The following is a 26,293-nucleotide window of genomic DNA, read 5'->3' as shown; positions in this document are numbered from 1 at the left end:
AGCTATGAAAGATAAATTTAAAATAAATGATTTGAAACTCTATTATGGGGAATTTATGGGACTTAAAGGTGTAAATCTGACAATACAGAGCAACGAAATTACTGCTTTCATCGGTCCATCAGGATGTGGTAAATCTACTTTACTAAAAACTCTTAATCGTATGAATGATTTGGTAGAAAATTGCAAAATTACAGGAGAAGTACTTCTTGATGGAGAAAATATTTATGGAGATATAGATATTAACCAACTTCGTAAGCGTGTCGGTATGGTATTTCAAAAACCTAATCTTTTTCCTATGAGTGTATATGACAATATTGCCTTTGGACCAAGAACTCATGGAATTCGTTCGAAAATGAAGCTAGACGAAATTGTGGAAACCTCTTTAAAAAGCGCAGCAATATGGGATGAAGTCAAAGACAGATTAAAAAAGAACGCTCTAGACTTATCAGGTGGACAGCAGCAAAGGCTTTGTATAGCAAGAGCTTTAGCAATCCACCCAGAGGTTCTGCTCATGGATGAGCCTACCTCAGCCCTAGATCCTATTTCAACCTCAAAGATTGAAGACCTTGTACTTGAATTAAAAAATGATTATACTATTATTATGGTTACGCATAATATGCAGCAGGCAGCTAGGGTATCAGATAAAACAGCTTTCTTTCTGCTTGGAGAGATAATTGAATATGGTGTTACTGAGGAATTATTTTCTATGCCAAGGGATAAACGTACTGAAGACTATATTACAGGGAGGTTTGGTTAAAAGTTATGCGTAATAGATTTGATAGAGAATTGGAATTACTAAACACAGAGCTAATAGAAATGGGTTTACTCATTGAAAATGCAATTAAAAAAGCAGTTGAAGCATTGATTAATAAGGATGAGATTTTGGCAAAGGAAGCAATTAATTTTGATGAAATAATAGATGAAAAAGAGAAGGAAATCGAAAGCAGATGCTTAAAGATATTATTACAGCAGCAGCCAGTAGCATCAGATTTGCGCTTGGTTTCCACTGCACTAAAAATGATAACTGATATGGAGCGTATAGGCGACCATGCTTCAGATATTTCAGAAATCACGCTTAGATTGAAGGACAAGGAGTACATTAAAAATCTTGAACATGTTCACCAAATGGCTCAAGCTACTACAAAAATGGTAAAGGACAGTATTGATGCTTTCGTAGCACGTGATTTAGTATTAGCCTATGAAGTTGAAGATTATGATGATGTTGTAGATGATTTATTTAATACTGTAAAGAATGAACTAATTGCTTTAATTCGTGAAAATGCTGAAAGTGGAGAACAGGCAGTAGACCTATTAATGGTTGCTAAGTATTTTGAACGTATAGGTGATCATGCAGTAAATATTGCAGAATGGGTTGCTTTTTCTATAACAGGAAAACATAAAAACGAAAGGATATTATAATGATTTATATTGTAGAAGATGATAAAAACATACGAGAATTAGAGAGTTATGCATTGCAAAGCAGTGGCTATATAGTAAAATCCTTCGAAAATAGCTCTGATTTTTATAATGCATGTAAAGAGCTGTTGCCAGATCTTGTTTTGCTAGATATTATGTTGCCTGATGAAGATGGGATTAGTATTTTAAGAAATCTACGTAATCAGGAAAGAACAAAAAATATACCAATAATTATGGTTACAGCTAAAACTACTGAGCTGGATAAGGTAAAGGGGTTGGATGCTGGTGCTGACGACTATATTTCTAAGCCATTTGGTGTAATGGAACTAATTTCTCGTGTTAAGGCTTTATTGCGACGAGCTCGACAATCAGATAATATTAGAGTCTTGAGTTTCGGAGATATTATTCTTGATGATGAAAGGCATCGTGTTACAGTTAAAGGTAAAGACTGCGAACTAACCTTTAAAGAGTTTGAACTGCTCAAATACTTGCTTCATAATCAAGGAATTGTTCTATCAAGAGATAGAATAATGGAGCAGGTATGGGGCTTTGAATTTGAGGGAGAAAGCAGAACTGTAGATATGCACATAAAAACACTGCGTCAAAAGCTTGGAATAGGAGGAAAAGCAATAAAAACTGTACGAAATGTCGGATATAAAATAGGGGATTGATATGAGGAGAAAAATTAATTTTCATTTATATCTTGTTGGTGGTATATCTATTTTGCTTACTACTATATTTACTATGATGATATACTATGGACTTATTGAACAGCAGACTAAGAGAGATTTAAGAATTTATGCGGGACTATTAGGAGAAAACTATGTTCTCTCTGGCCATAATATTCAATTTTATGAAACTAAGTCTCAAGAGATACGTATTACCATTATTAATCCAGATGGTAAGGTTATTTATGAAAGTGATGCTAATACTAATCAAATGGATAATCATAGTAATCGTCCTGAAATTGTTGAGGCTATAAAAACAGGTACAGGTGAAGCAGTTCGTTATTCTAACACCTTAGAAAATAATACCTTTTATTATGCAATGCTATTGCAAGATGGTAACATTTTGCGTGTTTCAAGACAGACTCATAGCATTTTGGCTTTATTTCTAGGAGTTTTTCCACTCATCATAGGGATTGGAATGATTATATTTCTACTATGTCTTTTGCTTTCTAATGCCCTAACTGAACGAATCATTAATCCTATCGAAAAAATGGCAGAAAATATAGACTCACTAGAGAACAATTTAGCCTATGATGAACTGATTCCTTTTGCTAAAATAATTAAAATGCAAAACATACGTATTATAAGGCAGATGGAGAATATAGAGCAGGAAAAAAATAAAATTCAAATGATATTGGAAAATATGTCTGAGGGATTTTTACTGCTAAGTATTGATAAGAATATTTTATCTGTTAATCATAGTGCAATTCGTCTGCTTTCTGCAAAGGAAATAGATTATTTAGGTAAGAATATTTTGTATCTTTCACGTAATGAGCCTTTAAACAACAGCATCAACTATGCAGTTAAAGGTGAGAGTATATCTGATGACATTTTTATCAATGGCAAGTGCCTACAGGTCTTTACTAATCCTGTCTATGACAAGGATGAAATTATTGGCGTTATGTGTATCTTGTTAGATGTCACAGAAAAAAAGGAAAGTGAAAAAATTAGACGAGAATTTACGGCAAATGTATCTCATGAATTAAAAACACCTCTTACTTCTATTTCTGGATATGCAGAAATAATAGAAAATGGCATAGCAAAGCAAGAAGATATAAAGGATTTTGCTAAAAAAATACACAATGAAGCTGCCCGTCTAATATTGCTTATAAATGATATCATCAAGCTATCTGAGTTAGATGAGACTAGCGCAGAACTACAGCTTGAACAGGTAGACTTGTTAGAGATAGCTAAGGAATGTAAAAACATGCTATTAGTGCCTGCTCAAAAGAAAAAAATATCTATGGAGGTTGTAGGCGAATCATGTAAAATATTTGCTAATCCTAGTATGATGGAAGAGCTTATATATAATCTTTGTGACAATGCTATTCGCTACAATAAACCTAATGGTAATGTAATTGTAACTGTGAAGGCCGAAGATAAATATGCCATACTATCTGTTGAAGATACTGGTATTGGAATTCCAGAGAAATATCAAAATCGTATTTTTGAGCGGTTTTATCGTGTAGACAAGAGCCGTATTAAATCTACAGGTGGAACAGGACTTGGATTATCCATAGTCAAGCATATTGTTCAGCGGCATAATGCTAAAATATCATTAAGCAGTACTGTCAATGTTGGCACTAAAATCACAGTCAAATTTACTACCTAATTGATTATTTAAATCATTTAGGTAGTATTTTTTTTTGCATAGTTAGCTATTTTCATACTTTCTCTTCATAGCATCAATTACATTTCTTTGATATAATTTACTAAAATACGTAGTAATACATATGGTGAAATTGAAAGGAAGATAAGTATGGAAGTTATTAGGCATGTATTAGATGAACAAATTGATATTCCAGATACGCTTAAAAATCAGATAGCAGATAGAAAAGTTTGTTTTATGGATATTGAAACTACAGGTTTTAGTAGAAAGTACAATCATATAATTCTAATTGGGCTCTTGTATACTAATAATTCGAAAACGGAAATCATACAATTTTTTGGCAATGATGAAAAGGATGAAAAAAATCTACTATGTAATTTTATTAGATATGTATCAGATTTTGAAGTAATGATTACTTTTAATGGTGATGCTTTTGATATACCTTTTATTAATTGCAGGCTTGTTCATCATAGCATAGATTATCAAATAAAAAATATTCAAAGTATCGATATGTTAAAGATTATTAGAAATAAGAAAAACTTATTAGGCCTAGAAAAATATAATCTCAAGAGTATAGAAAAATTATTAGGAATAAATCGAGAAGACACTATAAGCGGTAAAGAAAGTGTAGAAATGTATTATAAGTATATTAAAACAAAAAATAATAATATTAAGGACATTATTTTAAGGCATAATTACGAAGATATATATAATCTTCCAAAAATCATGAAGATATTTGATATTATAGACTATAAAAGTAGAATTAATTTTAAAACAGAATATCTTAATTATAGTATTGATATAGCTGTTGAAGTAGAAAGCATTGAGTGTAAGGGTAATATGATGCATGTGGAAGGCTTAACCAATACTCTAAATTTACCAGATGAAATGCATTATGGAACTTCTCATACATTCAAATGGTGTCCACAAACAGGCAAGATTCAGATTAGCCTAGAGATAGAAAGTGGGAAACTATCTGATGGGAGCAAATGTATATATTATGATTCAAAAGTCCTAGAGCTGAATACTAATGAAATCAATAGATTAAAGTATAATTTGCCAGATAATATATTAATACTTAGCCATAATGGTAATATTTTAGCAGATAATATTGAGATTTTGATAAAATATCTATGGCAAGAGCTTAGCAAGAATAAATTTTAGTCAGTAATAGAAAAGAGGGAAATATGTGGGAACTAAAAATATCTATACTTTAATCTTAAAAAAAATTGCTAAGGATTCTTTAGACAAGATAGATAAAGAACAAGTGGATATCTATATCCTAGGAATAAAAAGCATTTTATTTTTTATAGGTAAATCAGTATTAGGCATTAAATATTTAAAAGAAAATAAGAGTATTAGTTCAGAAGACATAGACGTAGAACTAATTGAAAAAACATATTCAATATTTTTATCTAGAAATTTTAAGGAAGCAGACAAATTATTTAATGACAAGATATTATTAAATGAAGAACTTAAAATTAATATTGTTAAAGTACTTAAAGATATAGATAAAGACGAATTAGCAAGATTTTCATTAGGTGAACTTTATGAGACTTTTATTACCAATAAGCAGGAAAAGTTGCTAGGGCAGGTTTATACACCAGAATATATAGTGAAACACATGATTTCTTTAGGGATAACTGATGAAGCAATTATAGAAAATCCATATTTTAGTGTTGTTGATCCAGCCTGTGGTGCGGGGTATTTCTTATTAGAAGCCTATGATAAAATAAAACAAATATTTGATGAAAACCGTACAGCTATAATTCAGAACTATCCTAAGCTAGAAAAAGAGATAAAAGATGGATTTCATTCATTTATATTGAAGAACAATTTAACAGGATTTGATATAGATCCCTTTGCAGTCTATATGACAAGAGTTTCACTGATGCTAAAAGGAGAGATAAGAGACAATCTTGAAATTAATATATTCAATAAAGACATTGTAGTGGAAAAGGACTATAGTCTATTAGATTATTTAGAGGAAATGATATTAGAAGATTGCAGCATGGGTAAGTATGATTTAGTAATAGGTAATCCTCCTTATATTGGCCATAAAAGCATTGATAAGGACTATAGAAAAATACTTCAAGATATATATTATGATGTTTATTCAGATAAAGCAGATATTTCCTATTGCTTCTTTAAAAAAGGATACCAGCTTCTTAACAAAAATGGGAAGTTGATTTTTATAACATCAAGATATTTTCTTGAAGCACCTTCAGCCAAGGATCTGAGAAAGTTTCTAAAAAATAAATATAAAATAGAAGAGATAATAGATTTTTATGGAGTAAATATTTTTAAGGGGATAGGTATTAGTCCGGTAATAATTAAGCTCCTTAAAATACAGTCGAGCAAAGATAACATTTTAGTATATAGACATAAGGAAGGCATACTTCCTAAAAAAATGAATCTAGAGCTTAGTAGAGATTTTGAAAAATATTATGTTAGCCAAGAGAAACTAGATGATAGTGGATGGCTATTGGCAAGTGAAGAGGAAAGACAGTTATTTTGTAAAATAGAGGCTCAGGGTGAACATCTTTTAGATGAGGTTTGCCTATGCAATCAAGGAATAATAACTGGATGCGATAAGGCTTTTATCGTAGATATTAAAACTATCGAAAGAGAGAGCCTTGAAAAAGATATTTGCAAACCTTGGGTGAAAAATAGTGAGGTAAGGAAATTTAGAAATATTCAAAGTAAACGATTTGTTTTATACACAGATTTGATTGATGATTTGGATGAGTATAAAAATACTATAAATCATATTGCACCTTATAGGAATAGACTTGAAAATAGGAGAGAATGTTTAGCTGGTACAAGGGAGTGGTATAAACTTCAATGGGGACGAGATGTTGGGGTTTTTAAGCAGCCTAAAATATTATTTCCTTATAAAGCCTCTGCTAATGAATTTACAATAGAGTATGGAGAAATGTGTTGTAGTGCTGATGTATATATAATAAGTCTCAGAGACAATTATATAAACAAAATATCTCTAGAATATTTGTTAGCCTTCCTAAATTCTTCGCTATTTGAGTTTTATTTTAAATCAGTTGCAAAAAAGTTGAATGAAGGTATGTATGAATATTATCCTAATAAACTCATGACTCTAAAAATTAAAATTGGCGTAGAAATGGAGTCAATAGAGAATAAAGTTAAGAAAATAATGAATTTATATTATGAACTTGGACAAACAGATACTATAGAAGGGAACAAAGAGTCTAATTGTAACGTTAAATATCTAGAGCATGAAATTGAAGAAGAAATCAATTATATAAATAACTATTTTTTTAGGCTATATGGACTTGAAAAAAGTGAAATTAACATCATTAATAAATATGTATAATAATCATATATCGAATAAATTAACGGGGGGATTTCATGAGATTAAGAAAAACATTTGTCACAATAACTACATGCTTATTATTATTTTTCAGCTTGAATATTACATATGCAAGAATGTATTTTTACGATATTTTTGGCCATTGGGCAGAAGATTCTATAATGTGGGGAGCCAATACTGTAAAATTGCTAAATGGATATGAAGATGGTTCCTTTAATCCAGATGGCGATATAAGTAGAGCTGAGTATGTATCATTACTTTATAGAACTGCAAAAAAACAAGGAATAATCAATGATCAACAGCTAGAAAATGAGGCTCTTGACTATTTAGACATAGATAGTGGCTTTTGGGCATATGATCACATTTCTAGAGTTAAGTCGTTTATAGATAATAAAAACAGCTATGTAAAGTTTCAAGATATATTTTCTGGAGATAATTTTCTTCCTAATGAAAAAATAACTAGAGAAGAAGCAACAGTTTTAACTTACTTTTTTACCACCTTGCCAATAGATTTAAAGAATATTAGCTTCAATGATATCGATGATAATTACAAGTACTATAATCAAATTACATCAATGGCTAGAAATGGAATAATTTTTGGAAATCCAGACGGAACATTTAAACCTGAAAATAATATTACTAGGGCTGAATCAGTTACAATTATTCAAAGATTATATAAAGATATGGAATACCAGAAGAAATCATATATTGGAGATATAACGCTTGTAGAAAGCAGTAATGTCGCTACGGAATATCCTTTATTTGGAGACTATATAGATAGAAAGCTCGATGCTAAGGATTTGCTTTATAAAAGGGCTATTGAAACGCTAGAGTATGAGTCTCTAGTTGGTATCATACCCTTTGAAGAGCAACATTTATATGACTCAGATCCTATAAAGACCATAGAGGAATTAAAGAAAAATAAATATGACAATATTATTGGGATAAATTATTACCTCATTAAATATGAGAGTAAAGCTTATAATAATCAATCCCAACTTATAGATGAAATATTTACTTCATATGCCAATGGTGCTATAGTAACTGACGATGAACTACAGATTATCTTTAAAAAGTTCTCTGATTTAATCGAAAACACAGATATAATGCTAAGAGCTTTAGATCGTTGGGAGAGCACATCATCAAGTGAAGTGGTTAGTAATAACGCTTTATTTATGAAATCTAAGATTCATATGGCGGAAGGAAATGTTAGTGAGGCAATAAGATTGTATGATAATATTAATAGCTCTAATGCTGATATACGAATTGCGCAATTAATGAATCAAAGTCATGTACTTATTAATCTAGAGAAATATGATGATGCTGAAAATATTCTTAGGGAAGGCTGGGAACAAATAAAAGGTTTAGATGCATATAAATTTAATAGTAGAAAATATGATGAACAGTTTATAGGAGCATTGAAAGAAGTTCTTAGTTTGAAGCAAAATTATTAAGGGGCTGTCTGGAAATAGCTGTTTTAAGCTCCGATAACTAAAATAAAGAGAACCCTCCAGATTTTAGGCTTTGAAAAAGTCTTTTAATCTTGCTGGGTTCTTTTTTTTGTCCGTGATATTTTGTTTTTGGGGGTGAATAGACAAAGTAAATACAACCTTTGTCAGGGTAAATTGGACTGAGTTTCAGCTAATTGCTCCAAAGGTGAAATTGAAAAAGGGAAAAAGTACAAAAAACATAGTTTGTTCAGCATTTAATGGTAATAGTTGGTTTGATTTTCGATAAAAAAGGGCAAACTCATATAAGGGTCACAAGAATCTGACTTTTCGGTCAGAGTAAATGCGCCCCCTAAAACGACTGTTAAGTTAGCTGTGTCTTTCGCAGGAAATTAGATTAAACTATTTTTTAAGCAGGGATGGTTTAAGTAATATTTCGTTTGCTGGTATCCTGCTAATTCCCAGCTTTTCAAGGACGTCGTATCCATAGAGAAAGCCGAATGTGTCAAATGGTGACTTGTCATTCAGTTTCTCTCTGGAATAAGAGTTGATATGTGACATCATAAGTGAGATGTCATCTTGCGTGAGATCATCAAAGGATCTGCCTTTGGTCAGTATTTTCCTTATGAACTCATGATTCAACTCTACATTAGGCTTTTGGAATGATGCGCAGGGGTCGCAATAATACAACCTTGTCCTGCGGTTACCCTGTGCGTCATACTCCAACGCCTTCGGGTTTGAAAACTCTGAGCCGTTGTCTAGTGAGGATGATGGGGAACAAGGCCTTGAGCCTAGCGCGCAGTATATTGAATTAAAAACATCAATCACCGACTTGTGATGTGTTTCGATCCCCAATGAAAGCTACCATCAAATCGCAGGACTTGAACATCATAGTTAGTAAAATTTTGCCATCTACTCGTCCGATAACTGAGTCCATTTCCACAACCGAAGAGTTTGATTGTTCTACAAAGGAAAGAAACTCGGCATATGTGCGTCCAATCCGGCAGCTTTTATCAACCTTGTGCTCCACTGGCTTGGACTTACGTGGCTTTGTGCGGCAAACACGGGGCATATCAAATATTTCTAGCTTTTAGAAGGCCGCCTGAAATATAACGATAAATGGATTTTTCACTAACCTCGAATTGATCTGGGTTATGTGTGACTATGTGATGGACTGACTGGCCACGCATGATTAAAGGGCTTACAATCTCATCAAGCACCAATAGTTCATCCTCAGTTATATTAGCTCCAATACGAGACTCCACAAGCATTTCACGATAAGCTTCATGAGCTTGGTGGTGAAGATAATATTTTTTTCGAAGAACACATTGGTGCTCCTCTATACAGCCGTTGCAGACATATGGCGGCTCAAAGAGTTTGTAACAGGGCTGTTCTTGGTAAGCCTCGCATAATTCATTGCAAAGGTTGCATGTAGAGCAACGTTTTGTGCAGTTCGGTTTGTCACTGCAAAGATAGTGCTTATGGCAATCATAGCGTTCCACACACCTATTGTGAGTGCGGTATGGTACAAATTTGATGCTGGTTATGGCGCGAGAACGAATCTCCCTTGAAATAGTTGATGTGCTCTTATCAAGTTTCAGAGCAATCTGCTTGATGGATACCCTATCCTTCAACCATTGTTCAATTTGTAGACGCTCAGCGTCAGTTAAATGTTTATTTTTAGCCACGATAAATTCCTCAGTTTTCTAATTTGCGCAAGATACATATGGTAATTGTCTTCATATATATTCTTGACAAAAAAACTGGAGTTTTTGACAGACTAAATGCAACCTGCCACTTTGTAAGATTAAATGCAACTACCTTAATTCGATAAGGTTGCATTTATTTTGTCAACTGAGGATTTAAAAAAATCTGTGAATAAAATTTGCCATTTAACTTGACATAGATTAATAAAATGTTATTATGGAATTACAAAGATTTACAAAAATAATAATATCGATTTACTATTCAGGGGAGTTATAAAACGCAATCGAATAAAGGGGGAATTAATATGGGACCGATAGGCATTGAGTTAACAAATGTATGTAATTTCAACTGTCACCATTGTTATGTAGATAAAGGCAAAAGTACAGTTGCTACACTTAGTTTTAAGCAATATACTAAAATACTAGACTTTTTCATAAGTACTGATTCTATAAATCTTTTTCTGACTGGCGGTGAGCCATTTATGCTCAATAGGTTTGATGAATTTTATAGCTACGCGATTGACAAAGGATTTTTAACGACAATTTTTACAAATGGATTTATTTTAACAGATAAGATAAAGCTGGCACTTACTCAAAAGAAACCATTTGCTATGGAAGTAAGCATATACGGGATGACAGATGAGATATATTCATATATTACAAGAGTAGGAACTAATTGTGATGTTATCTTTAACAACGTTAATTGGTTTTTAAAACAAGGTATTGATGTTGAATTGAAATATGTTGCAATGAAGCATAATTTACACCAATTAGATAAATTTATTGAATATGTTAAAAAGAATAGTATAAAGCATTCTATAAATCCAGCATTATTTCCTCTTCTTAATGAAAAACATCTAGAAACTAATTTTAGATTATCTTCTTCTGAATTAGATGTGATTATAAAAAAGTATCCTCAAAAAATCAAAGTTGATGCTTTACAATCTCAAATTAGGTGTGATGCTGGAGATTTATTATATATAACCTCTAGTGGTAATCTAAAAGGTTGTCCTGTTCTTACAAGAGAATATTCAATAAATTGGGATGTGATGACAACTTATGCTCTAGAAGAGATTGTAGATGATATTAAGTTAAACATAAATAATAAATCTTATAAATATTGTCCCGCTTGGGAAGAGTTAGAAAATAAAACGAAGATCTCATCTATTTTAAAAGTAAAATTATAGGAGGAAAAAAGATGTGAAGAGAATTATAGAATTACTAAAAATATCTAATGTAAAATTGTGGACACTATTTGGTATTCTCCTTTTAGCTATTACATCTTCTTTCTTTTCTATATTACCAACAAATATTTTAGGAGAAACTTCAAAAATAATAATTGATTTATTAGCTGGTAATGGTAGCGTAAATACGATAAAAACTATTCTTATTATATATGTTATCACTTTGATCCTAGGTACTATTATAAGGAATGTGTTTTGCTATCTTTCGTCTAAATTTTCAAACATGATAGTCTTTAAAATTAGAAATAGAACTTATAGTAAGCTATTAAAAGTTAATGTAAATAGATTAAACGAAATGGATATGGGGTTAGTAACAAATATGGTATTTAATAATACTGAACGTTTAGAATTAATATTTAGTACATCTTTGTTTACTATGCTTTCGGATATTTTAGATTTAATTATAATGAGCATATTCATTATTAAAATTGATCCTATTATCCTTCTTATACTCATAAGCGTAATACCTTTTACCTATTTCATGGCCAAAAGATCAGGGCATGAACAAAAAATATTGGCAATAAATAGAATTGATGCTGGAACTAAAATTATAAATAATTTAAATGATTCATATAATAACATAGATTATATTAGAGTGTACAATGGTGAAGAAAGAGAGGTCAAGAAGTTTGGGCAAGTAAACAATGAATATAGAAACATATCCAATATGTCTGATAAGAAATTAAGTACATTCTATGTATTGGAAAAAACTTGTAGAGTCATTGGAACTGCTATTGCGCTTTCGTATGTAACATTTAACATTATTAATGGAAAAGTAGATACTGGTAGTTTCTTGGTTATTGTAATATATTCAGAAAAATTCTTTGCTCCCATAACTAATATGATAAGATATTTTCAATATCTTCAACAAGGTTTTGCTAGTATAGATAATATTTTAGCTTTTTTAAAAGAAGAAGATTTTATAAAGTATGAATTTTTGAAATACAAAGATACTGCTCCTTATTTAATGTCTGGAGAAGATCTGGAAATATCAGTAAATGGCAATAAAGTAGCTACTTGTAAGAACTTTAACATAAAGGATAAGACAATAAACCTTGTGGAAGGTGATAATGGAAGTGGAAAGTCATCAATATTAAAAGGTTTATTAGGCATTTATAACATTGAAAAAGGTCTCATATATGCCGATAAAAAATTACAATATATTGAGAAAATATTTGCTTATTCAAAGCAAAACGCCATATTATTTAATTTAACTGTAATTGAGAATTGCTTATATCCTCTAGATTTAGAAAGTGCAGATAGTAAGACAATTGAAACTGTTAAAGGGTTTCTTAGTAAACTAAACTTTAAGGATGAACAAATGTATAAGATTGCTGGTGAGGGTGGCTGTGAACTCTCAGGTGGAGAACAAAAGAAAATAACATTTATAAGATCTATGATTACCCCTACTCCAATATTGATATTGGATGAGATTACATCGAATATCGATGCTAAATCTATACAGGTTATGGAAAAGTGTATAGTTGAAGAAAGTAAAAAAAGAGCAATTATTTATACAACCCATCAAATCAGTAATTTGATAAGCTCTCATACTAAAAATATAGTAAAAGTTGAAAGGAGACAATTATAGATGGATATACAAGAATTTGCGTCAAAAAAGAGAATTCCGCTAATTGGAAACTTTGAGTTAACTAGAAAATGTCCTTTAAATTGTTTAATTTGCTATAATGAAAGAAAAAAAGAAATGCCAGAGATGAACTATGAGCAAATTGTAACTATAATTAATGAATTAGCAGACATGGGATGCTTTCATATAAACTTAACAGGTGGTGACCCACTGATTAGAAGTGATTTTTGTAATATTTACAAACAAATAGTGCTGAAAGGAATGTTCCCATCTGTAGAAACAAGTTTAGTATTTTTGCCTGAAGAAGTGGTAGAATTATTTAGTTTACATCATCCAGAAAAACTATTTGTTTCTCTATATGCATTTAATAATGAAGTTTATCAAAAAGCTACCGATTCAAATATAGATGTAGTAATTCCTCTTAATAACATCCTAACTTTAAAAAATAAGGGAATAGATTTAACTATAAGAACACCAGTTACAGTAATCAACTTGAATCAAGTAGGCCTAATTGCTGACTTTGCTAGACAAAATGGTTTGAAGTATACTCCAACATGTAAAATCTTTTGGAAGCAAAACGGCGAGAAGTGTGATTCCTACCGCTGCTCTTCTGATATGATTAAAGAATATTTAGATAAGAATCCTATTTATGAGATGTTATATCAGGAAGCATTGCTACTTGAGACAAAAGGACCTGAGAAAAAAACATGTAAAACAGGAATTTATGACTTCAACATTAATCCGTATGGACAATTAAATTTTTGTATTACATTTTGGAAACCAGAATATGATTTATTAACCTCATCTATGAGGGAAGCTTGGGAAAAATGGTATCCTATGTTCAGACGTTCAGATGAAGATTACTGCTTGGCAAAAGAGATTTTTTCTAATGGAGAGCAATGTCCTTGGGGTAAAATATATAGTGATCCAGATTTTGATACATCCAAGAGCCTTATAGAACATGCCAGAGAATTAATTGATAACTACAAGAACTTGAGATTCTCAGATGAATTTATAATGAAAAAATTGAAATTAGCAGAAGTTGCCTATGAAGAGATTAATAAAAATAAGTGATGGGGTGGTTAATATGTACTTTAAAGATGCTGAGCCAATGGATACTATAAATAAAATCCAAAATATTTTTCAATCTATTGGCATCTCATTAAACGAAATAATATTAGAACCCATAGATGGTATTTTTTCTGTAATAATAAACGTTTCTAATACTAGTATTTCAGCAAATGGTAAAGGAACAAGCATAGAATTTGCTAAGGCAAGTGCTTATGCTGAGTTAATTGAAAGATTACAGAACTTCCTCCATTTTCGACTTTGTGATATACACGCCTTAGAGAGCAAAATCAATTATAAGTTTTTTAAAGATGATTACTATATTAAAAGCGAAGATGATGTAAATATGATAAAAAAATGGACAAAGCTAGTATTTGATAATCAAGTAGCAAAAAAGTTGTATGATTATTTTTATAGTTCAGACCAGCCAAGAAGTAGGTTACTCTCTAGATTTTCATGCAGGTTTGATGAAAGTAATGTTATTTACATTCCTTATACATTACTTGACTATTACTATGGATCTAATGGAATGGCTTCGGGTAATACTTTTAATGAAGCTCTTGTCCAAGCATATTCTGAAGTAATTGAACGATATATTGCAAAGAATATAGTTCTTAAATCATTGATAAAATACATTTATAATATTACTCCTGTAATCAGTAATCGTTTTCATGATATTGACAACTATGTTAAAATATTAAACGATTATAACATAGATGTAGTTTTTTTAGACTGTTCACAACAAAATATTTTTCCGGTTATAGGTGTATTATATATAGATAGAATTAGTATGAGATATTTTTTAAACTTTGGTTGCCACCCTGATTTACATACTGCAATTACACGCTCATTAAGTGAGTTTTTGCAAGGTAGTAATATAAATGAATTAAATGATATGACTCCATTCTACTCAAATTTTGATGATATTGATAAAAATATAAATATATCATCTATATTCCATAATGGTATTGGAACTTTTCCTTTGGAAATTTTTTTTAGAAAAAAAGCTAAGATTCTACCTGCTATTTGGGGAAAAAACTATCATGAAAATTCAGAATGTTACTGGCAAGTGTTTTTGGAGAAATTTCGGCAAATAATTTTACTGAATTTTTCCCAGTTTGAACATTAGAATAATGACTTTCTGTGTTCTAGTCTATAGCTCTTGCCAGACATGCTAAAAAGCTCACATCTGTATGTAATTCTGTCTAATACTGCTGTTGTTAAAGCAGGATCTCCTAATAGCTCTGTCCAATCTTCTAAGCCTTTATTAGATGTGATAATAATTGAAGCCTGTTCATGAAGTGCCGATACTAACTGAAAAAATAGATTTGCTTCTTCTCTTGTTATTGGAAGGTAACCTAGTTCGTCTATTATTACAAGGCTTGAAGATAGTATTCTATTCATTTTTCCTTTGCTCTTTCTTGATATTTCGTGTGTTTTTAGTACGTGCATCAGGTTATCCATTGTTACAAAGCTAACCTTATACCCTAATTCTACTGCTTTATATCCTAATGAAATTGATAGATGCGTCTTTCCTACACCTGGAGGGCCTAGGAAGATAAGATTATACATCCTATCTATCCACTCCATTTCTAATAGCCTATTTATCTGTTTCTTTGTTATAGATTTTTGAAAATCTAAGTCAAAGTCTTCTATTTTCTTTATTACCGGAAATCCTGCATTCTTTAATCTTCTTTCTTGTGCTTTTTTATCTCTTATTTCTATTTCATTTTCAAGTATTTTTATTAATATATCTTGATATGAGTAATCGTTTAAATCAGCTTCCTCAATAATTTTATCTGCGTTAATTCTTAAGTAATTCAGGCTAAGTTCTTTTGCATGTTCTTTAATTTGCTCTAGTTTATCCATGTCTTTTTATCTCCCTTCAAAGCATTTATATATTCATCAATGTTTCTGATCTCTGGTTTTACATCTTGGTACTTTGAAGAGATGGATAGATTTGCTTTATCATATTTCTTTTCTGAACCTGTTTCTTTTTTTATACTCAAATATTCTAGTGTATCTTTAAACATTCCTGCACTAAATAGCTTTCGTTTTACACAGTATTCTACTGCTTGTCCTACTAGCTTTTCGTCATAATCCTTTACTACTGATATTATTAATCCAAACTGATCTCTACAATATCTCTCTTTTTCTTTTCGTATGTTATCTAATAGCTCTTTTGCTTTATCTGTCATTCCAAGAGCTTTAAAGGCTTTATCATACATTTGATCTTTGGTTTTCTTTTTTTCTCTTTCTGGATGATATATTTGAATTAACTTACCCTTTTGATTACTAATACCGTGAGTTGCTATAACTAGTCCAGTATCTAAATCGACTATATTCATCTTATTATCATTTATTATTAGTTTAACTTCTTTACCTGGTCTATATGTACCTTTTGGAACCTGATATCTATTCTGTTTGTATGATATGGTATTGTTTTTTCTGACAGAATAGGTTAAACTATCATTAAGTTGAATATTTTCAAACAGGCTAGGTACTTTCTGTAAGTGTTCCTTTTCCAGAGTAAACACTTCTTTAGGTACCTTTCTTGTTATTTCATGTACTTTAGCATTACCAGTTCTATCTAACCATTTAAGTGAGTCTTCATTTAGTAAATCAATATCTATAAAGGCTCTATGCTTTGCAAAGTTATATTTTGCATATTTGACTACTGCTTCTATTTTTCCTTTGCTTTCTGGGTCAAAAGCTCTGCATAGCCTAGTCTTAAATTTCATGCTACTTATGTAGTTTTGAAACATTTCAGTGAAGATAATATCTCCATGGTTTTCTGATACTGCCAAAATCCTATCTTGGTCATATACTATTTCTTTTGGCATGCCTCCAAAGTATTCGAAAGCTTTATTATGAGCTTCTATGAATGATAGGGTATTAAAAGGCTTGTCTCTCCACCATAGAAATTTATATCTTGAATGAGAAAGTACCATTGCAAAACAATATGCTTTAATTTTTGAGCCATCACGCTTGGATAACCAAGTTTGACCTAAATCTACTTGTGCTTGATATCCCATTGGAAGCTCTGGAATCTCCTCGTACTGCCTTGCACAAGGAACTTTAGGCAGTCCATGTTTTTCTCTTAAATCTTTTACATAAAGTCTTAATGTTCTATCACTAAAATCCACTTCACCATACCTTTCTCTAAGCCAATCAAATATTTGAGCAGTTGAAATATCTCTAAATTCCTTTATCCAAGATAATATTAGCTCCATATATTTATCAACCTTTTTACTTCTACTCTTAGCATCCTCCTTTAGTTCTGCATATTCTTCATAAGACATGTTCCAGTATTTATCTACTGTTTTGTAGTTAATATTAAGAAATCTACTTACTTGAGACTTATTGAATCCTTTTAATTTATACTGCTTAATTTCAGCAAACATATTCCATCCCTTCAAGCTGTATTCCTCCCCTGATAAAACTTATCTTTAATTTTATCAGAAGATAAGGTATTATTGTATTAAGCTGGAAAATTTTCTCCGTTTTTGTTTGCCAAAATTCCTCCCTTTTATTATACCAGTCACACAGAAATGGTGAAATATTATGACGAGTTGTTCTTAAAATTAAATAAGAGCGTTTATATTGCGGATAGAAATTTTTTAGGGTTTGAATCAATTCAATTATTAATCCCAGGTTTTAGCGAAGTGGCACTGACAGACAATATTAGAGAATTATATTTTTTAGAGGAAATTAAAAGAAATTGTAAATTGTATATGAAATTATCTAGGGGTGAATATAAAACAGAAAACTTAATTGAAATAAAAAAGTTTTGGGATTCATTTCTGGTATCTAACGATACTACTCTTTTGTCAACAATAAGGATTCCTCTAATTATCAAACCTGATAGCAATATGGAATTAATCAATAGAAATTTTATAAATTTAGGGATAAGTATTTTGTTGGAGGATTATGAACAAGCATATTCTTATGGATTAAAATGGCTAAAAGATTATGAGGCACATAGAAATATTCCATTTTACAACTATGTTTCATCAATAACGTCTATATTGTATTTAATAAGTTGTAAATATACACCGAATCAAATTAAAGAACTTATTAGTAATTATAATGTAGATACGCTTATACTTGATAGCATAGATGATATTCTAAATAAAAACATAAAAAACTTAATGCCTCAAGTTTCATGTTACAAATGCGAAACATGTGATTTTTTTTGCGAATGCAAATATTATAATGAAAAAGAGTTATTATTAAATCTTCTATCCTATAGTTTTAAGTAGAGATAGAAGATTTATATAAAGTTTAAATATAAGGGGGTGAAAACATGAAAAAATTTATAGAGCAGAAAAAATTTATCAATAAGAAGACTGAGTATACAAAACCTAAAATTGAAATCGTCAAATTTAGTGCAAGTTCAACTACAGTTTTAGGTAATTGCTCTGGGTGGAAGCAGAGCGTCGTGTTACCATATGCATAAGAACAAAAGAGGCAAATCCGGAGCGTAATGCTCTGGATTTGTCTAACTTTAGGAAAAATCACTAAGTTAGCTAAAAAACTAAGAGAGGTGAAAGATTAAATGAACATTGAATCCATAATTGAAAAGACTTGTACTTGCAGAATTAGAATAATTGCAGGTGAATGGTTTTTGATTCCAATACATGATAGTTCCATAGAAGTAGATAATTTATTCAAAATTAGTGAAACGGGAACTCATATATGGAGATTAATAGAAGAAAATGATGAAGTTAAAATTTCAGATATTATTGATTCTATAGAAGAAGTTTATGACATACAAAGAGAAATAATAGATAGAGATGTAGTTGAATTTATATCTGAATTGAAAAACATGAATTTAGTTAAGGAGCTTAATGATGATTAAAACAATTAATTATCATTTAAATAATAATTATTTAGTATTGAGTTCTAATAATATATCATCAAAATTATTTGCAGAAAATAGCCTCATAGCTATAAAAATGAGTGATAATAAACTTCCATTTGGAACTATTGTTAAATCACTTAAAGTTAATAAAAAAGACAATTATTATAAGACGATATGCATATTAACTAGTTTAAATAATCCTAATGCTTCATATTCTGAAATTATTACTTCAGAAGTGATAGATGGGGGCAATCTCACTATAAACTCACCTTATAATGATATGACTGCAATAGCAAATGAATTATCAATTTACTTACTTTATATGAAGAATATTTTAACTATTCATGCCTCATGTTTTGTACAGAATGAGATAGGATACATTTTTTTAGGAAGAAGTAATTCTGGCAAATCTACTTCTGTTAAAATGATTTCCAAATTATTTACATCAGGTAAGATTATTGCTGATGATCATATTCATATTTGCGCTGAAAAATCCTCTATTTTACTATCTTGTCCAATATGGGATGCAGAGAATAAATCAAAAGAAGTGAATAAGTGGTATATTGTTAAAAAAATAAGACTTATTTGTTTAGACAAAATTGGAATGAATGGATTGATAGACTTATTAAGATTTACTGTTGCCTATTCATATCATGATTCTATTGACGACGTAATCTATTCATTCATAAACAAGATTTATTATATTGCGGAAGATTGGATTGATATTTATAATTGTGAATATCAATCATGGGAATCAGTAAGGAAGATTATAAATGAAAGATAGTATTAATAAAATAGAATATGATTTTGAACACTCAACAGAGATTATTATGAATTTGATTTCAATGGGCTTCAGTTTTTCGTTTTTATTTGATGGAACAAGTATGTTACCTACTATATTACCAAAATCAAAAATTAAGTTGATTAACCCAACATCTTTAAAACTAAACAATATATATATATATATTGATTTAAATTCACCTACTAAGAGGTTGGTATGCCATAGGTTAATAGACATAAAAAACAATATTTGTTATTTTAAAGGCGATAATAGAAGTGAAATTGATGCTCCAGTAGCTATGCAAATGATCATTGCTGAAGTAATTATATGATAAGATTCTAAAGAAATAAAAGATCAAGATAGATTGTTCAGAGAACTCTATCAATAGTCTAGCTAGGTATTTGCTGATTCCGTGTACTTACATGGTCGACAGCTTAACAGTGATAGTTTGATAAAGGATTGAGGTAGTAACCGTTAACCAAAAATAACATTTTCTATTATAAGATGGGATCTAAAGTAGTGCACCAATATATATGGTGTTGTTGCAAAATGGTCCTAAATAAAAAATACGGATGAAAATCTAATTTCTAATTCTCATCTGTATTTTTTATAATAAAAGAATCTAGACCGTTTACAGGAACTACTGATTTACAATTAAAAGTGGATTCTTCCGCACTTCTGGTGAAATAAGTGTAAATGATATTCTAAAAGTGTACCACTTTTACCTAATTTGATATTGAATTAGTTTACCACAGAACATATTAATCCTGTAAAATATAATTAAATATTTTTCGGGAGGGATGAAAGGTGTGGTAATAGAAGTGGACATGTATAAAGATATACGACAAAGCTACATTAATGGAGAATCTCAAAGAGATATCGCGAAAAGACTTGGTATTGCAAGACAGACAGTTTACAGTTACTGAGGATGTAAAGGACTTTATCTTAAGCTGCTTCAAAGAAGATAAAGAACATGGTCTCAAAAAACAAAAACATACAGCTAAACGAATTTATGATCGACTAGTTGAAGAAAAAGGATTTGTTGGAGCAGAATCTACAATACGTAAAGTAGTAAAAGAGTTAAAAGATAGTCAGAATGTACCACCTCAAGCTTTAGTGCCCAATAGAGAATCCACCTTAGGTCTACCATACCTTAGATAGTCAATTACAGTCCAACCTATTTCAGATGGGTTGAGAAGAGTGACAACCTCTCTTGTTTTTAATTAGGCAAATTTCAATTTCTTTTCTTCCCAATGAAAGCAATCAAAGGTTAGATTTTTAATATCTGTGAACCTAAGTCCTAACATGCGGGCTTGTTTTCTTGCTTCAACCATAGGGGGTTTTGAAGCTAAATCATCCTTTAGAATTTCCTGTTCTAAAAGATAGTAAGCGATCAATAATTGATGTATTGGATCAATAACTAATAAGGTGTATGATTTAAGTCCAGCTAAGAATTGTCAATAAGTAATTTAAAAATATTTGATATACCAGTTGCGCTAAAAAAGGGTAACGTTAACAAGCCTTTTGAGTGATTATCAAAAAACAAAAATTTGAAATATAGAATTTCACTATGCAGCGATGTCGCATTTCGCTTTTAAGTAATTCATTTGATGTTGTTCTGGAGTGATGATTTCAAATTCTTTTTCATCACGTAAAATTGCAAATACAATATTGCATACTTTGTGCATAATTGCTCCAAGAGCTACCATCTTAGGTTTGCACTTATTGATTTACAATTAAAAGTGACCACTAATTAACAGATAAAACTGACCACCAAGTGGATAAAATTCAAAGCATCTAGCCAAAAATTTTAATTCGTTTTCTCATAATTTTTTACGCCCAAAATTGACCACCTAATATAAATAATATACCATACTTTTGTAGTATTTACGAAAGGTGGTCAAGGAGGAAGTGAAAAATTTGAGAGAATGGGCAGCAGTACAGGAATTACATAAAAGAAAGGTTCCCATACTTAAGATTGCAAAGCAATTAAATATGTCAAGAAACACTGTTAAGAAGCTAATAAAGCTAAAGGAGGAGCCAAAGTACACTAGAGTTCATTACCCTTCCAAGGTTGAATCATATTTAGATCAGATATTAATATGGCGTACTTCCACTGAATACGACTTCAATGGCACAAGAATCTTTAGGGAGTTAGTTAAAAAGGGCTATGATGGTTCAATTAATCCAATTTACAGAGCCTTAAAGAAAATTGATGAAGGAAAGACTGAGATCTCACGCGATGCAACTGTTAGAATTGAAACACCTCCTGGAGATCAAGCTCAGTATGATTGGTCTGAGTATCAGATTGTAGTAACCGAGAGAGTTAGAACTGTCTACTGTTTTAGCATGATACTAGCAGCAAGTAGAAAGAAGGCAATATGTTTTTCATTATCTTGTGATTCTGAAGCAATTTATGAAGCAATACAAGAACTCTATGATGATTTGGGTGGCATTACACTAGAGCTTTTGATTGATAATCCTAAGACTCTTGTAATAGAAAACAACCCTAAGAGTGAGGATGAAATAAAATTTAATGAGCAGGCGCTTCTTTTGGCTGCACATCTTGGTACAGAGCTTAATGCCTGTAACTGTTACTGGCCTAGAACCAAGGGCAAGATAGAAAAACCATTTCAATATATAGAAGAGCAATTTATCAAAGGAAATACATTTTCTTCTATGGAAGAGCTAAATAAAAGAGGAAAAAAATTTATCAGGGATTGGAATGGAGAAATGCATACAACCACAAGGCGAATCCCTAATGAATTCTTCGAAAATGAGGAAATCCAGGCACTATTGCCACTACCAAACACTAGATTTAGAATGAAAGCCCTTGAAAAAAGAATAGTAAGCAATGATGGATATATACACATAAATACTAATAAGTACAGCGTACCAATAAAATATGCTACAAAACAGCTTAAATACCGCATTGTTTATGGATTTCGTATAGAAATATATACAGAGGAACAAGAATACATAATGTCTCTTGAGGTTCAGGATGGTAAACATGGGATCTTTAGAAACCCTGAACATTATGAAGATATTAAAGTCAAAGCTAATAAATCTATTCCACAGATAAAAAGAGATTTTACGAGTACATTTAAAAATGGAGAAGCATATTTAAAGGCTGCAACCGGGTTGTTCCAACAACCTAGTTATCATGCCAGAAAGATATTGGAACTATTAGATCTTTATGAGCCTGAAGTACTGGATAAGATAATCGCATACGCAATCGCTAATAACAAGCTTGATATTAAGTCAATAAAGCAGCTGATAAGGAATGACTTCTTTAAAATCATAGCAGATGATACTAAAACCAATGAAGCTATCGAAAGTACTGATACTGAGGGCATCATAAGAAGCCTAGATTACTATGAGGGAACTAGAGAGGTAACAGCATTATGATAGCAGGTACTGCGAAATATGACGACAAATATATCCGCGAAATGCTAAAACTCTTCAAGCTTGTTGATATACGTGAAAACTATCAAAGCATCATAGAAGAGGCCATAAAAGAAAAGCTAGGATACAAGGATTTCTTAATTAGGCTGATTCAAGTTGAAGAAGAAGGAAAGAAAAAAAGACTGACAGAAAGGTTAACGCTTAAGGCAGGATTTGATTTTATCAAAACCTTAGATGACATAGAATACGATTTTAATGAAAGCATCAGCTATCAAAAGGTTAAAGAACTAGGTACACTGTCATTTATGGATCGAAATGAAAATATCATTATCATTGGTCCGCCTGGAGTTGGTAAAAGCATGATTGCCACTGGAATTGGAATAAACGCCTGTAATGCTGGAAAAACTGTCATGTTTATTAACGCAAAGGAATTAATGGACAAACTATCAGAAGCGGTTAAGAAAGATACTTTAAAACAGACGTTAAAGGCTTTAAGTAAGGTTCAGCTCCTTATCATAGACGAGCTTTCCTACGTCAAAATGGGCAAAGAAAAAGAGAGCATATTTTTTCAGGTTATCCGGCAAAGATACGAAAAAAGCTCCCTAATCATAACAACTAATCTTCCCTTAAGCAGATGGGATGAAATATTTACTGGTCAATTAGCAGCGACCGCAATACTAGATAGATTAGTCCATCATTGTCATATCCTTAGTGTAACAGGAGATAGTTTCCGTGTCAAAGGTGGGAAATATCTAGCAGAACAAAAAGAAACTAAATCTAGAAAACAAAGTACTAAGGAGGGAAAATAGATGTCTAAAGTGCGTAAATATGATTACGAAAAAATAGCAAATATATATAATGAATCAGGTAATCAGGCTGCAATGGAATATATTAGTGAGAATTATGGAAGTAAAGCTCCTAGGGGTGTAATAATGAGAATTAAGAACTCTCCTGGGTTTAGTTTCGATTCTATAAACAATAAGATAATAACTTCCAGTACTTCAGAAGGAGAAATCTTTATGGGAATAGAAGAATTATGTAATAAAAAGGTTGAAAACGAAATATCAATCCGTAAAACCGTTTCTGTTAATAGCATAGAAGATATTACTCTTGAATTCCTATACAAAGACCTCATGCAAGAGAAGCTAATGGAATTAAGTAAATATATTAAGCTCAACCGATATTCAAATACGGTTATTATAGATAAAACAGCACTGAAAATGGATGGCTATCAGATAACTATAAACTAGTTATAAAGTGGTCAATTTTAGACGTAAATAAATGATACAAGTGGTTAATTTTAAGTGTAAAAGCTTAAAATTGACCACTAAGAAAATACAAAAATTATATATAAACGATTATTAGATTTGATGGTCAAATTTATTCGTAAAAAGTGGTCAAAATTACTTGACAATCAACAGCACTGACATTTTTTAAGATAGTATTCACGTAAAACAGAATTGTTAGCAGATCCATTACGATTTAACCCAATACTGACTAAAGCCATGGTGTGTATTACTCTTCTAGCAATACGCGAACCACGTTTTGACATACTAATTTTGCTGCCATTAAACTTGCCAGATTGCTTTACCGCCGGGTCTAGACCAAAATAAGCAAAAAGCTGTTTAGGCGAATGAAAAGCAGAAAAATCTCCGATTTCACCCATAAGGCTTACAGCAGAAAGAAATCCTGCACCTTTAAAGGATTCAATGAGGTGTATCTGTTTTACAAATTCAGTATCCTCGTTAGCATTCACGAATTCATGCATATCAGAGAGTATGGTTGAGATTTCTTCATCATACTGACGGATAAAACGAATATATAGAAGAATACGCTTAAAGTTGCTGCTTACTGAATGACCAAAAGTCTTTGCATCATTTGCTGCCTGAATAATTGCATTATACTTGTTTTCAGCATAAGTAAGACCAAAACGTGCAGTAGAGCGAATGGAAAGAATTATTTCATCTTTAGAAGCGTTTAAAAAAGCATCTGGTGAAGTATATTTTTCCAACAAGGTCAAAGCAGTATTTGTAGTTATTTTAGAAAAAATATTTAAAAACTGAGGAAATACCATCCGCAGTTCACCTTGGAGCTTATTAACATAAGCAGAGCGGTTATCCATCAGATCATAATATTCTCTTGAAAGATTTCTTAAATCAAGTACAAGGTCTGATGGCATAATAGAAACTTTTAAATCAGGCTTTAAACCAATTAATGCAGCTTTTTGAATCAAATTTATCATTATGTACTTTTCTAATGTTAATATTTGTGCTATTCTTAGTGATGATAGGATTAATGATGGATACCAAAAATCCCTTATCACGAAGATAGCAGAAGAGTGGGTAATGATAAATTCCCGTGGATTCGAGGAAAATGCGACTTTCCAAAGAATACAGCTCTTCTGCTTCTTTGATTTTAGAAACAGAAGCAGCTAGGGAATTTAAATCAGAATGTAGAATTTTGAAAGGTTTTCCTACAAAGGTTTGGTTAGGTAGTGCAATAGACATCCAGCTAAAGTCAGCACCAACATCAATACCAACCGAAATAAAAGAATCATATTTAATAATGTTTGACATGATCTACAGCTCCTTTCTGATAGGAATCCATTTCCAAGCAATGAGTACACATCCTAGCATGTGATACAGGTATAGCCTGAGGCTCCCAACCAGCCAAATCATAAAACCTCATTGAATGGACTAATTGACTTAATCGTAGGTATAGGTCAGTAGAAACTGACTTCCCAAGGAGATGAACATTCTTTATCCTATCCGTAAAGATTATACTTTATGATAGGTCTGGAGTCTACCAGGAACCGTCAGACATATTAATTTAAGAAGTAACGTCTGATGAAGGAAGAACTCCTTCTTCTGTTACGAAATAATAGAAATGTGTTAACAGCATAGTCATTCGTGACTATGACATTATTATACTAGTCATGCTAATAATGCTGGCATTGATTGTAAAGTCTATGGTAAAGGAGGCCCTCATGCATTAAGAAGCACACTTGCAACCCATCTACTAGAAAATAATATACCATTACCAATTATATCAGAAATCCTTGGACACAAAGATACTAGGACAACCGAAAAT

27 protein-coding genes and 2 pseudogenes are annotated in these 26,293 nt (G+C 31.3%); 22 read left to right on the top strand and 7 right to left on the bottom strand.

Features of this window, described 5'->3' with window-relative positions:
* The first annotated feature begins 4 nt into the window (after positions 1 to 4).
* From pstB to QO263_RS14515, 7 genes are all read left to right on the top strand, one after another.
* Positions 5 to 757 carry a phosphate ABC transporter ATP-binding protein PstB gene (pstB, locus tag QO263_RS14545; protein ID WP_285622976.1) on the top strand — a complete coding sequence of 251 codons (753 nt, stop codon included), beginning with the start codon at positions 5 to 7 and terminating at the stop codon, positions 755 to 757.
* A gap of 5 nt (positions 758 to 762) precedes the next feature.
* Complete coding sequence (phoU, locus tag QO263_RS14540; protein WP_285622974.1) at positions 763 to 1,419, top strand: phosphate signaling complex protein PhoU; 657 nt, start codon at positions 763 to 765, stop codon at positions 1,417 to 1,419.
* The gene (locus tag QO263_RS14535) at positions 1,419 to 2,087 is read left to right on the top strand and encodes a response regulator (protein ID WP_352168881.1); all 669 of its coding nucleotides are present in this window, start codon (positions 1,419 to 1,421) and stop codon (positions 2,085 to 2,087) included. The genes phoU and QO263_RS14535 overlap by 1 nt, the downstream gene beginning before the upstream one ends.
* A gap of 1 nt (position 2,088) precedes the next feature.
* Entirely contained in the window at positions 2,089 to 3,756 is a 1,668-nt protein-coding gene (locus QO263_RS14530) for a sensor histidine kinase (protein WP_285622972.1), read from the top strand.
* Between the two features lie 147 nt (positions 3,757 to 3,903).
* The gene (locus QO263_RS14525; RefSeq protein ID WP_285622970.1) at positions 3,904 to 4,917 is read left to right on the top strand and encodes a ribonuclease H-like domain-containing protein; all 1,014 of its coding nucleotides are present in this window, start codon (positions 3,904 to 3,906) and stop codon (positions 4,915 to 4,917) included.
* Positions 4,918 to 4,942: 25 nt separating this feature from the next.
* On the top strand, positions 4,943 to 7,102 hold the full coding sequence (locus QO263_RS14520; protein ID WP_285622967.1) for an Eco57I restriction-modification methylase domain-containing protein: 2,160 nt from the start codon (positions 4,943 to 4,945) through the stop codon (positions 7,100 to 7,102).
* Between the two features lie 35 nt (positions 7,103 to 7,137).
* Positions 7,138 to 8,553, top strand: a complete 1,416-nt coding sequence (locus QO263_RS14515) for an S-layer homology domain-containing protein (RefSeq protein ID WP_285622965.1) — start codon at positions 7,138 to 7,140, stop codon at positions 8,551 to 8,553.
* 396 nt (positions 8,554 to 8,949) lie between these two features.
* Here the strand turns inward: QO263_RS14515 and QO263_RS14510 are convergent, their stop codons facing one another.
* Positions 8,950 to 9,402: a hypothetical protein gene (locus QO263_RS14510; protein WP_285622963.1), complete on the bottom strand. Its 453-nt coding sequence runs from the start codon at positions 9,400 to 9,402 to the stop codon at positions 8,950 to 8,952.
* 218 nt (positions 9,403 to 9,620) lie between these two features.
* Positions 9,621 to 10,235 (bottom strand): helix-turn-helix domain-containing protein, encoded by a 615-nt coding sequence (locus QO263_RS14505; RefSeq protein ID WP_285622961.1) that lies wholly within the window; start codon positions 10,233 to 10,235, stop codon positions 9,621 to 9,623.
* 323 nt (positions 10,236 to 10,558) lie between these two features.
* Between QO263_RS14505 and QO263_RS14500 the strand changes: the two genes are divergently transcribed.
* Genes QO263_RS14500 through QO263_RS14485 form a run of 4 tightly spaced genes read left to right on the top strand, consistent with a single transcriptional unit; the run spans position 10,559 to position 15,282 of the window.
* The gene (locus QO263_RS14500) at positions 10,559 to 11,440 is read left to right on the top strand and encodes a radical SAM protein (RefSeq protein WP_285622959.1); all 882 of its coding nucleotides are present in this window, start codon (positions 10,559 to 10,561) and stop codon (positions 11,438 to 11,440) included.
* 13 nt (positions 11,441 to 11,453) lie between these two features.
* Positions 11,454 to 13,088 carry an ABC transporter transmembrane domain-containing protein gene (locus QO263_RS14495; RefSeq protein ID WP_285622957.1) on the top strand — a complete coding sequence of 545 codons (1,635 nt, stop codon included), beginning with the start codon at positions 11,454 to 11,456 and terminating at the stop codon, positions 13,086 to 13,088.
* Complete coding sequence (locus tag QO263_RS14490; RefSeq protein WP_285622956.1) at positions 13,089 to 14,159, top strand: radical SAM protein; 1,071 nt, start codon at positions 13,089 to 13,091, stop codon at positions 14,157 to 14,159.
* 13 nt (positions 14,160 to 14,172) lie between these two features.
* Positions 14,173 to 15,282 carry a YcaO-like family protein gene (locus QO263_RS14485; RefSeq protein ID WP_285622953.1) on the top strand — a complete coding sequence of 370 codons (1,110 nt, stop codon included), beginning with the start codon at positions 14,173 to 14,175 and terminating at the stop codon, positions 15,280 to 15,282.
* Here the strand turns inward: QO263_RS14485 and istB (QO263_RS14480) are convergent.
* Positions 15,279 to 16,022: an IS21-like element helper ATPase IstB gene (gene istB, locus QO263_RS14480; RefSeq protein ID WP_285622950.1), complete on the bottom strand. Its 744-nt coding sequence runs from the start codon at positions 16,020 to 16,022 to the stop codon at positions 15,279 to 15,281. The genes QO263_RS14485 and istB (QO263_RS14480) overlap by 4 nt on opposite strands.
* A complete protein-coding gene (istA, locus tag QO263_RS14475; RefSeq protein ID WP_285622947.1) occupies positions 16,010 to 17,572 on the bottom strand; it encodes an IS21 family transposase in 1,563 nt (520 codons plus the stop codon). Before istA (QO263_RS14475) ends, istB (QO263_RS14480) begins: the two co-directional genes overlap by 13 nt.
* Positions 17,573 to 17,818: 246 nt before the next feature.
* On the opposite strand from istA (QO263_RS14475), the gene QO263_RS14470 reads away from it, so the two are divergent.
* The 7 genes from QO263_RS14470 to QO263_RS14445 all read left to right on the top strand — a co-directional run bounded on the left by QO263_RS14470 (position 17,819) and on the right by QO263_RS14445 (position 20,959).
* Positions 17,819 to 18,415, top strand: a complete 597-nt coding sequence (locus QO263_RS14470; protein WP_285622944.1) for a hypothetical protein — start codon at positions 17,819 to 17,821, stop codon at positions 18,413 to 18,415.
* A 44-nt stretch (positions 18,416 to 18,459) separates the two neighbouring features.
* On the top strand, positions 18,460 to 18,612 hold the full coding sequence (locus tag QO263_RS14465) for a hypothetical protein (RefSeq protein WP_285622941.1): 153 nt from the start codon (positions 18,460 to 18,462) through the stop codon (positions 18,610 to 18,612).
* A 99-nt stretch (positions 18,613 to 18,711) separates the two neighbouring features.
* A complete protein-coding gene (locus QO263_RS14460; RefSeq protein WP_285622939.1) occupies positions 18,712 to 19,014 on the top strand; it encodes a PqqD family protein in 303 nt (100 codons plus the stop codon).
* Positions 19,007 to 19,801, top strand: a complete 795-nt coding sequence (locus QO263_RS14455; protein WP_285622936.1) for a hypothetical protein — start codon at positions 19,007 to 19,009, stop codon at positions 19,799 to 19,801. The genes QO263_RS14460 and QO263_RS14455 overlap by 8 nt, the downstream gene beginning before the upstream one ends.
* On the top strand, positions 19,791 to 20,129 hold the full coding sequence (locus QO263_RS14450; protein WP_285622933.1) for a S24/S26 family peptidase: 339 nt from the start codon (positions 19,791 to 19,793) through the stop codon (positions 20,127 to 20,129). Before QO263_RS14455 ends, QO263_RS14450 begins: the two co-directional genes overlap by 11 nt.
* A 469-nt stretch (positions 20,130 to 20,598) precedes the next feature.
* Positions 20,599 to 20,724 carry a helix-turn-helix domain-containing protein gene (locus QO263_RS19060; RefSeq protein ID WP_352168875.1) on the top strand — a complete coding sequence of 42 codons (126 nt, stop codon included), beginning with the start codon at positions 20,599 to 20,601 and terminating at the stop codon, positions 20,722 to 20,724.
* Positions 20,690 to 20,959, top strand: a complete 270-nt coding sequence (locus tag QO263_RS14445; RefSeq protein ID WP_502928672.1) for a hypothetical protein — start codon at positions 20,690 to 20,692, stop codon at positions 20,957 to 20,959. Before QO263_RS19060 ends, QO263_RS14445 begins: the two co-directional genes overlap by 35 nt.
* 407 nt (positions 20,960 to 21,366) lie before the next feature.
* Here the strand turns inward: QO263_RS14445 and QO263_RS19160 are convergent.
* Positions 21,367 to 21,522, bottom strand: a pseudogene (locus tag QO263_RS19160) (IS110 family RNA-guided transposase); the annotation flags it as partial.
* Positions 21,523 to 21,709: 187 nt separating this feature from the next.
* On the opposite strand from QO263_RS19160, the gene istA (QO263_RS14440) reads away from it, so the two are divergent.
* The 3 genes from istA (QO263_RS14440) to QO263_RS14430 are packed head-to-tail and all read left to right on the top strand — an operon-like array spanning position 21,710 to position 24,453.
* A complete protein-coding gene (gene istA, locus QO263_RS14440) occupies positions 21,710 to 23,206 on the top strand; it encodes an IS21 family transposase (RefSeq protein ID WP_285622927.1) in 1,497 nt (498 codons plus the stop codon).
* The gene (istB, locus tag QO263_RS14435; RefSeq protein WP_285622924.1) at positions 23,203 to 24,012 is read left to right on the top strand and encodes an IS21-like element helper ATPase IstB; all 810 of its coding nucleotides are present in this window, start codon (positions 23,203 to 23,205) and stop codon (positions 24,010 to 24,012) included. Before istA (QO263_RS14440) ends, istB (QO263_RS14435) begins: the two co-directional genes overlap by 4 nt.
* On the top strand, positions 24,013 to 24,453 hold the full coding sequence (locus tag QO263_RS14430) for a hypothetical protein (protein ID WP_285622922.1): 441 nt from the start codon (positions 24,013 to 24,015) through the stop codon (positions 24,451 to 24,453).
* Between the two features lie 164 nt (positions 24,454 to 24,617).
* Here QO263_RS14430 and QO263_RS14425 read toward each other — a convergent pair whose 3' ends face one another.
* Positions 24,618 to 25,445 carry a transposase gene (locus QO263_RS14425; RefSeq protein WP_285622919.1) on the bottom strand — a complete coding sequence of 276 codons (828 nt, stop codon included), beginning with the start codon at positions 25,443 to 25,445 and terminating at the stop codon, positions 24,618 to 24,620.
* Positions 25,399 to 25,779: an IS110 family transposase gene (locus tag QO263_RS14420; RefSeq protein WP_285622916.1), complete on the bottom strand. Its 381-nt coding sequence runs from the start codon at positions 25,777 to 25,779 to the stop codon at positions 25,399 to 25,401. The genes QO263_RS14425 and QO263_RS14420 overlap by 47 nt, the downstream gene beginning before the upstream one ends.
* A gap of 370 nt (positions 25,780 to 26,149) precedes the next feature.
* Between QO263_RS14420 and QO263_RS19055 the strand changes: the two are divergent.
* A pseudogene (locus tag QO263_RS19055) lies at positions 26,150 to 26,278 on the top strand (tyrosine-type recombinase/integrase); the annotation flags it as partial.
* Between the last annotated feature and the right edge of the window lie 15 nt (positions 26,279 to 26,293).

Origin of the sequence: Proteiniborus sp. MB09-C3, from assembly GCF_030263895.1 — a bacterium.
In the GTDB taxonomy this organism is placed as follows: Bacteria; Bacillota; Clostridia; order Tissierellales; family Proteiniboraceae; genus Proteiniborus.
This window is presented reverse-complemented; position numbering and strand designations above follow the sequence as displayed.

What these genes read in the sequence shown, in the direction of transcription:
- pstB (WP_285622976.1), top strand. Translation starts at nt 5, where the DNA reads ATGAAAGATAAATTTAAAATAAATGATTTGAAACTCTATTATGGGGAA.
- phoU (WP_285622974.1), top strand. Translation starts at nt 763, where the DNA reads ATGCGTAATAGATTTGATAGAGAATTGGAATTACTAAACACAGAGCTA.
- QO263_RS14535 (WP_352168881.1), top strand. Translation starts at nt 1,419, where the DNA reads ATGATTTATATTGTAGAAGATGATAAAAACATACGAGAATTAGAGAGT.
- QO263_RS14530 (WP_285622972.1), top strand. Translation starts at nt 2,089, where the DNA reads ATGAGGAGAAAAATTAATTTTCATTTATATCTTGTTGGTGGTATATCT.
- QO263_RS14525 (WP_285622970.1), top strand. Translation starts at nt 3,904, where the DNA reads ATGGAAGTTATTAGGCATGTATTAGATGAACAAATTGATATTCCAGAT.
- QO263_RS14515 (WP_285622965.1), top strand. Translation starts at nt 7,138, where the DNA reads ATGAGATTAAGAAAAACATTTGTCACAATAACTACATGCTTATTATTA.
- QO263_RS14500 (WP_285622959.1), top strand. Translation starts at nt 10,559, where the DNA reads ATGGGACCGATAGGCATTGAGTTAACAAATGTATGTAATTTCAACTGT.
- QO263_RS14490 (WP_285622956.1), top strand. Translation starts at nt 13,089, where the DNA reads ATGGATATACAAGAATTTGCGTCAAAAAAGAGAATTCCGCTAATTGGA.
- QO263_RS14485 (WP_285622953.1), top strand. Translation starts at nt 14,173, where the DNA reads ATGTACTTTAAAGATGCTGAGCCAATGGATACTATAAATAAAATCCAA.
- istB (WP_285622950.1), bottom strand. Translation starts at nt 16,022, where the DNA reads ATGGATAAACTAGAGCAAATTAAAGAACATGCAAAAGAACTTAGCCTG.
- QO263_RS14465 (WP_285622941.1), top strand. Translation starts at nt 18,460, where the DNA reads ATGAAAAAATTTATAGAGCAGAAAAAATTTATCAATAAGAAGACTGAG.
- QO263_RS14460 (WP_285622939.1), top strand. Translation starts at nt 18,712, where the DNA reads ATGAACATTGAATCCATAATTGAAAAGACTTGTACTTGCAGAATTAGA.
- QO263_RS14455 (WP_285622936.1), top strand. Translation starts at nt 19,007, where the DNA reads ATGATTAAAACAATTAATTATCATTTAAATAATAATTATTTAGTATTG.
- QO263_RS14450 (WP_285622933.1), top strand. Translation starts at nt 19,791, where the DNA reads ATGAAAGATAGTATTAATAAAATAGAATATGATTTTGAACACTCAACA.
- QO263_RS19060 (WP_352168875.1), top strand. Translation starts at nt 20,599, where the DNA reads ATGAAAGGTGTGGTAATAGAAGTGGACATGTATAAAGATATACGACAA.
- istB (WP_285622924.1), top strand. Translation starts at nt 23,203, where the DNA reads ATGATAGCAGGTACTGCGAAATATGACGACAAATATATCCGCGAAATG.
- QO263_RS14430 (WP_285622922.1), top strand. Translation starts at nt 24,013, where the DNA reads ATGTCTAAAGTGCGTAAATATGATTACGAAAAAATAGCAAATATATAT.
- QO263_RS14425 (WP_285622919.1), bottom strand. Translation starts at nt 25,445, where the DNA reads ATGATAAATTTGATTCAAAAAGCTGCATTAATTGGTTTAAAGCCTGAT.
- QO263_RS14420 (WP_285622916.1), bottom strand. Translation starts at nt 25,779, where the DNA reads ATGTCAAACATTATTAAATATGATTCTTTTATTTCGGTTGGTATTGAT.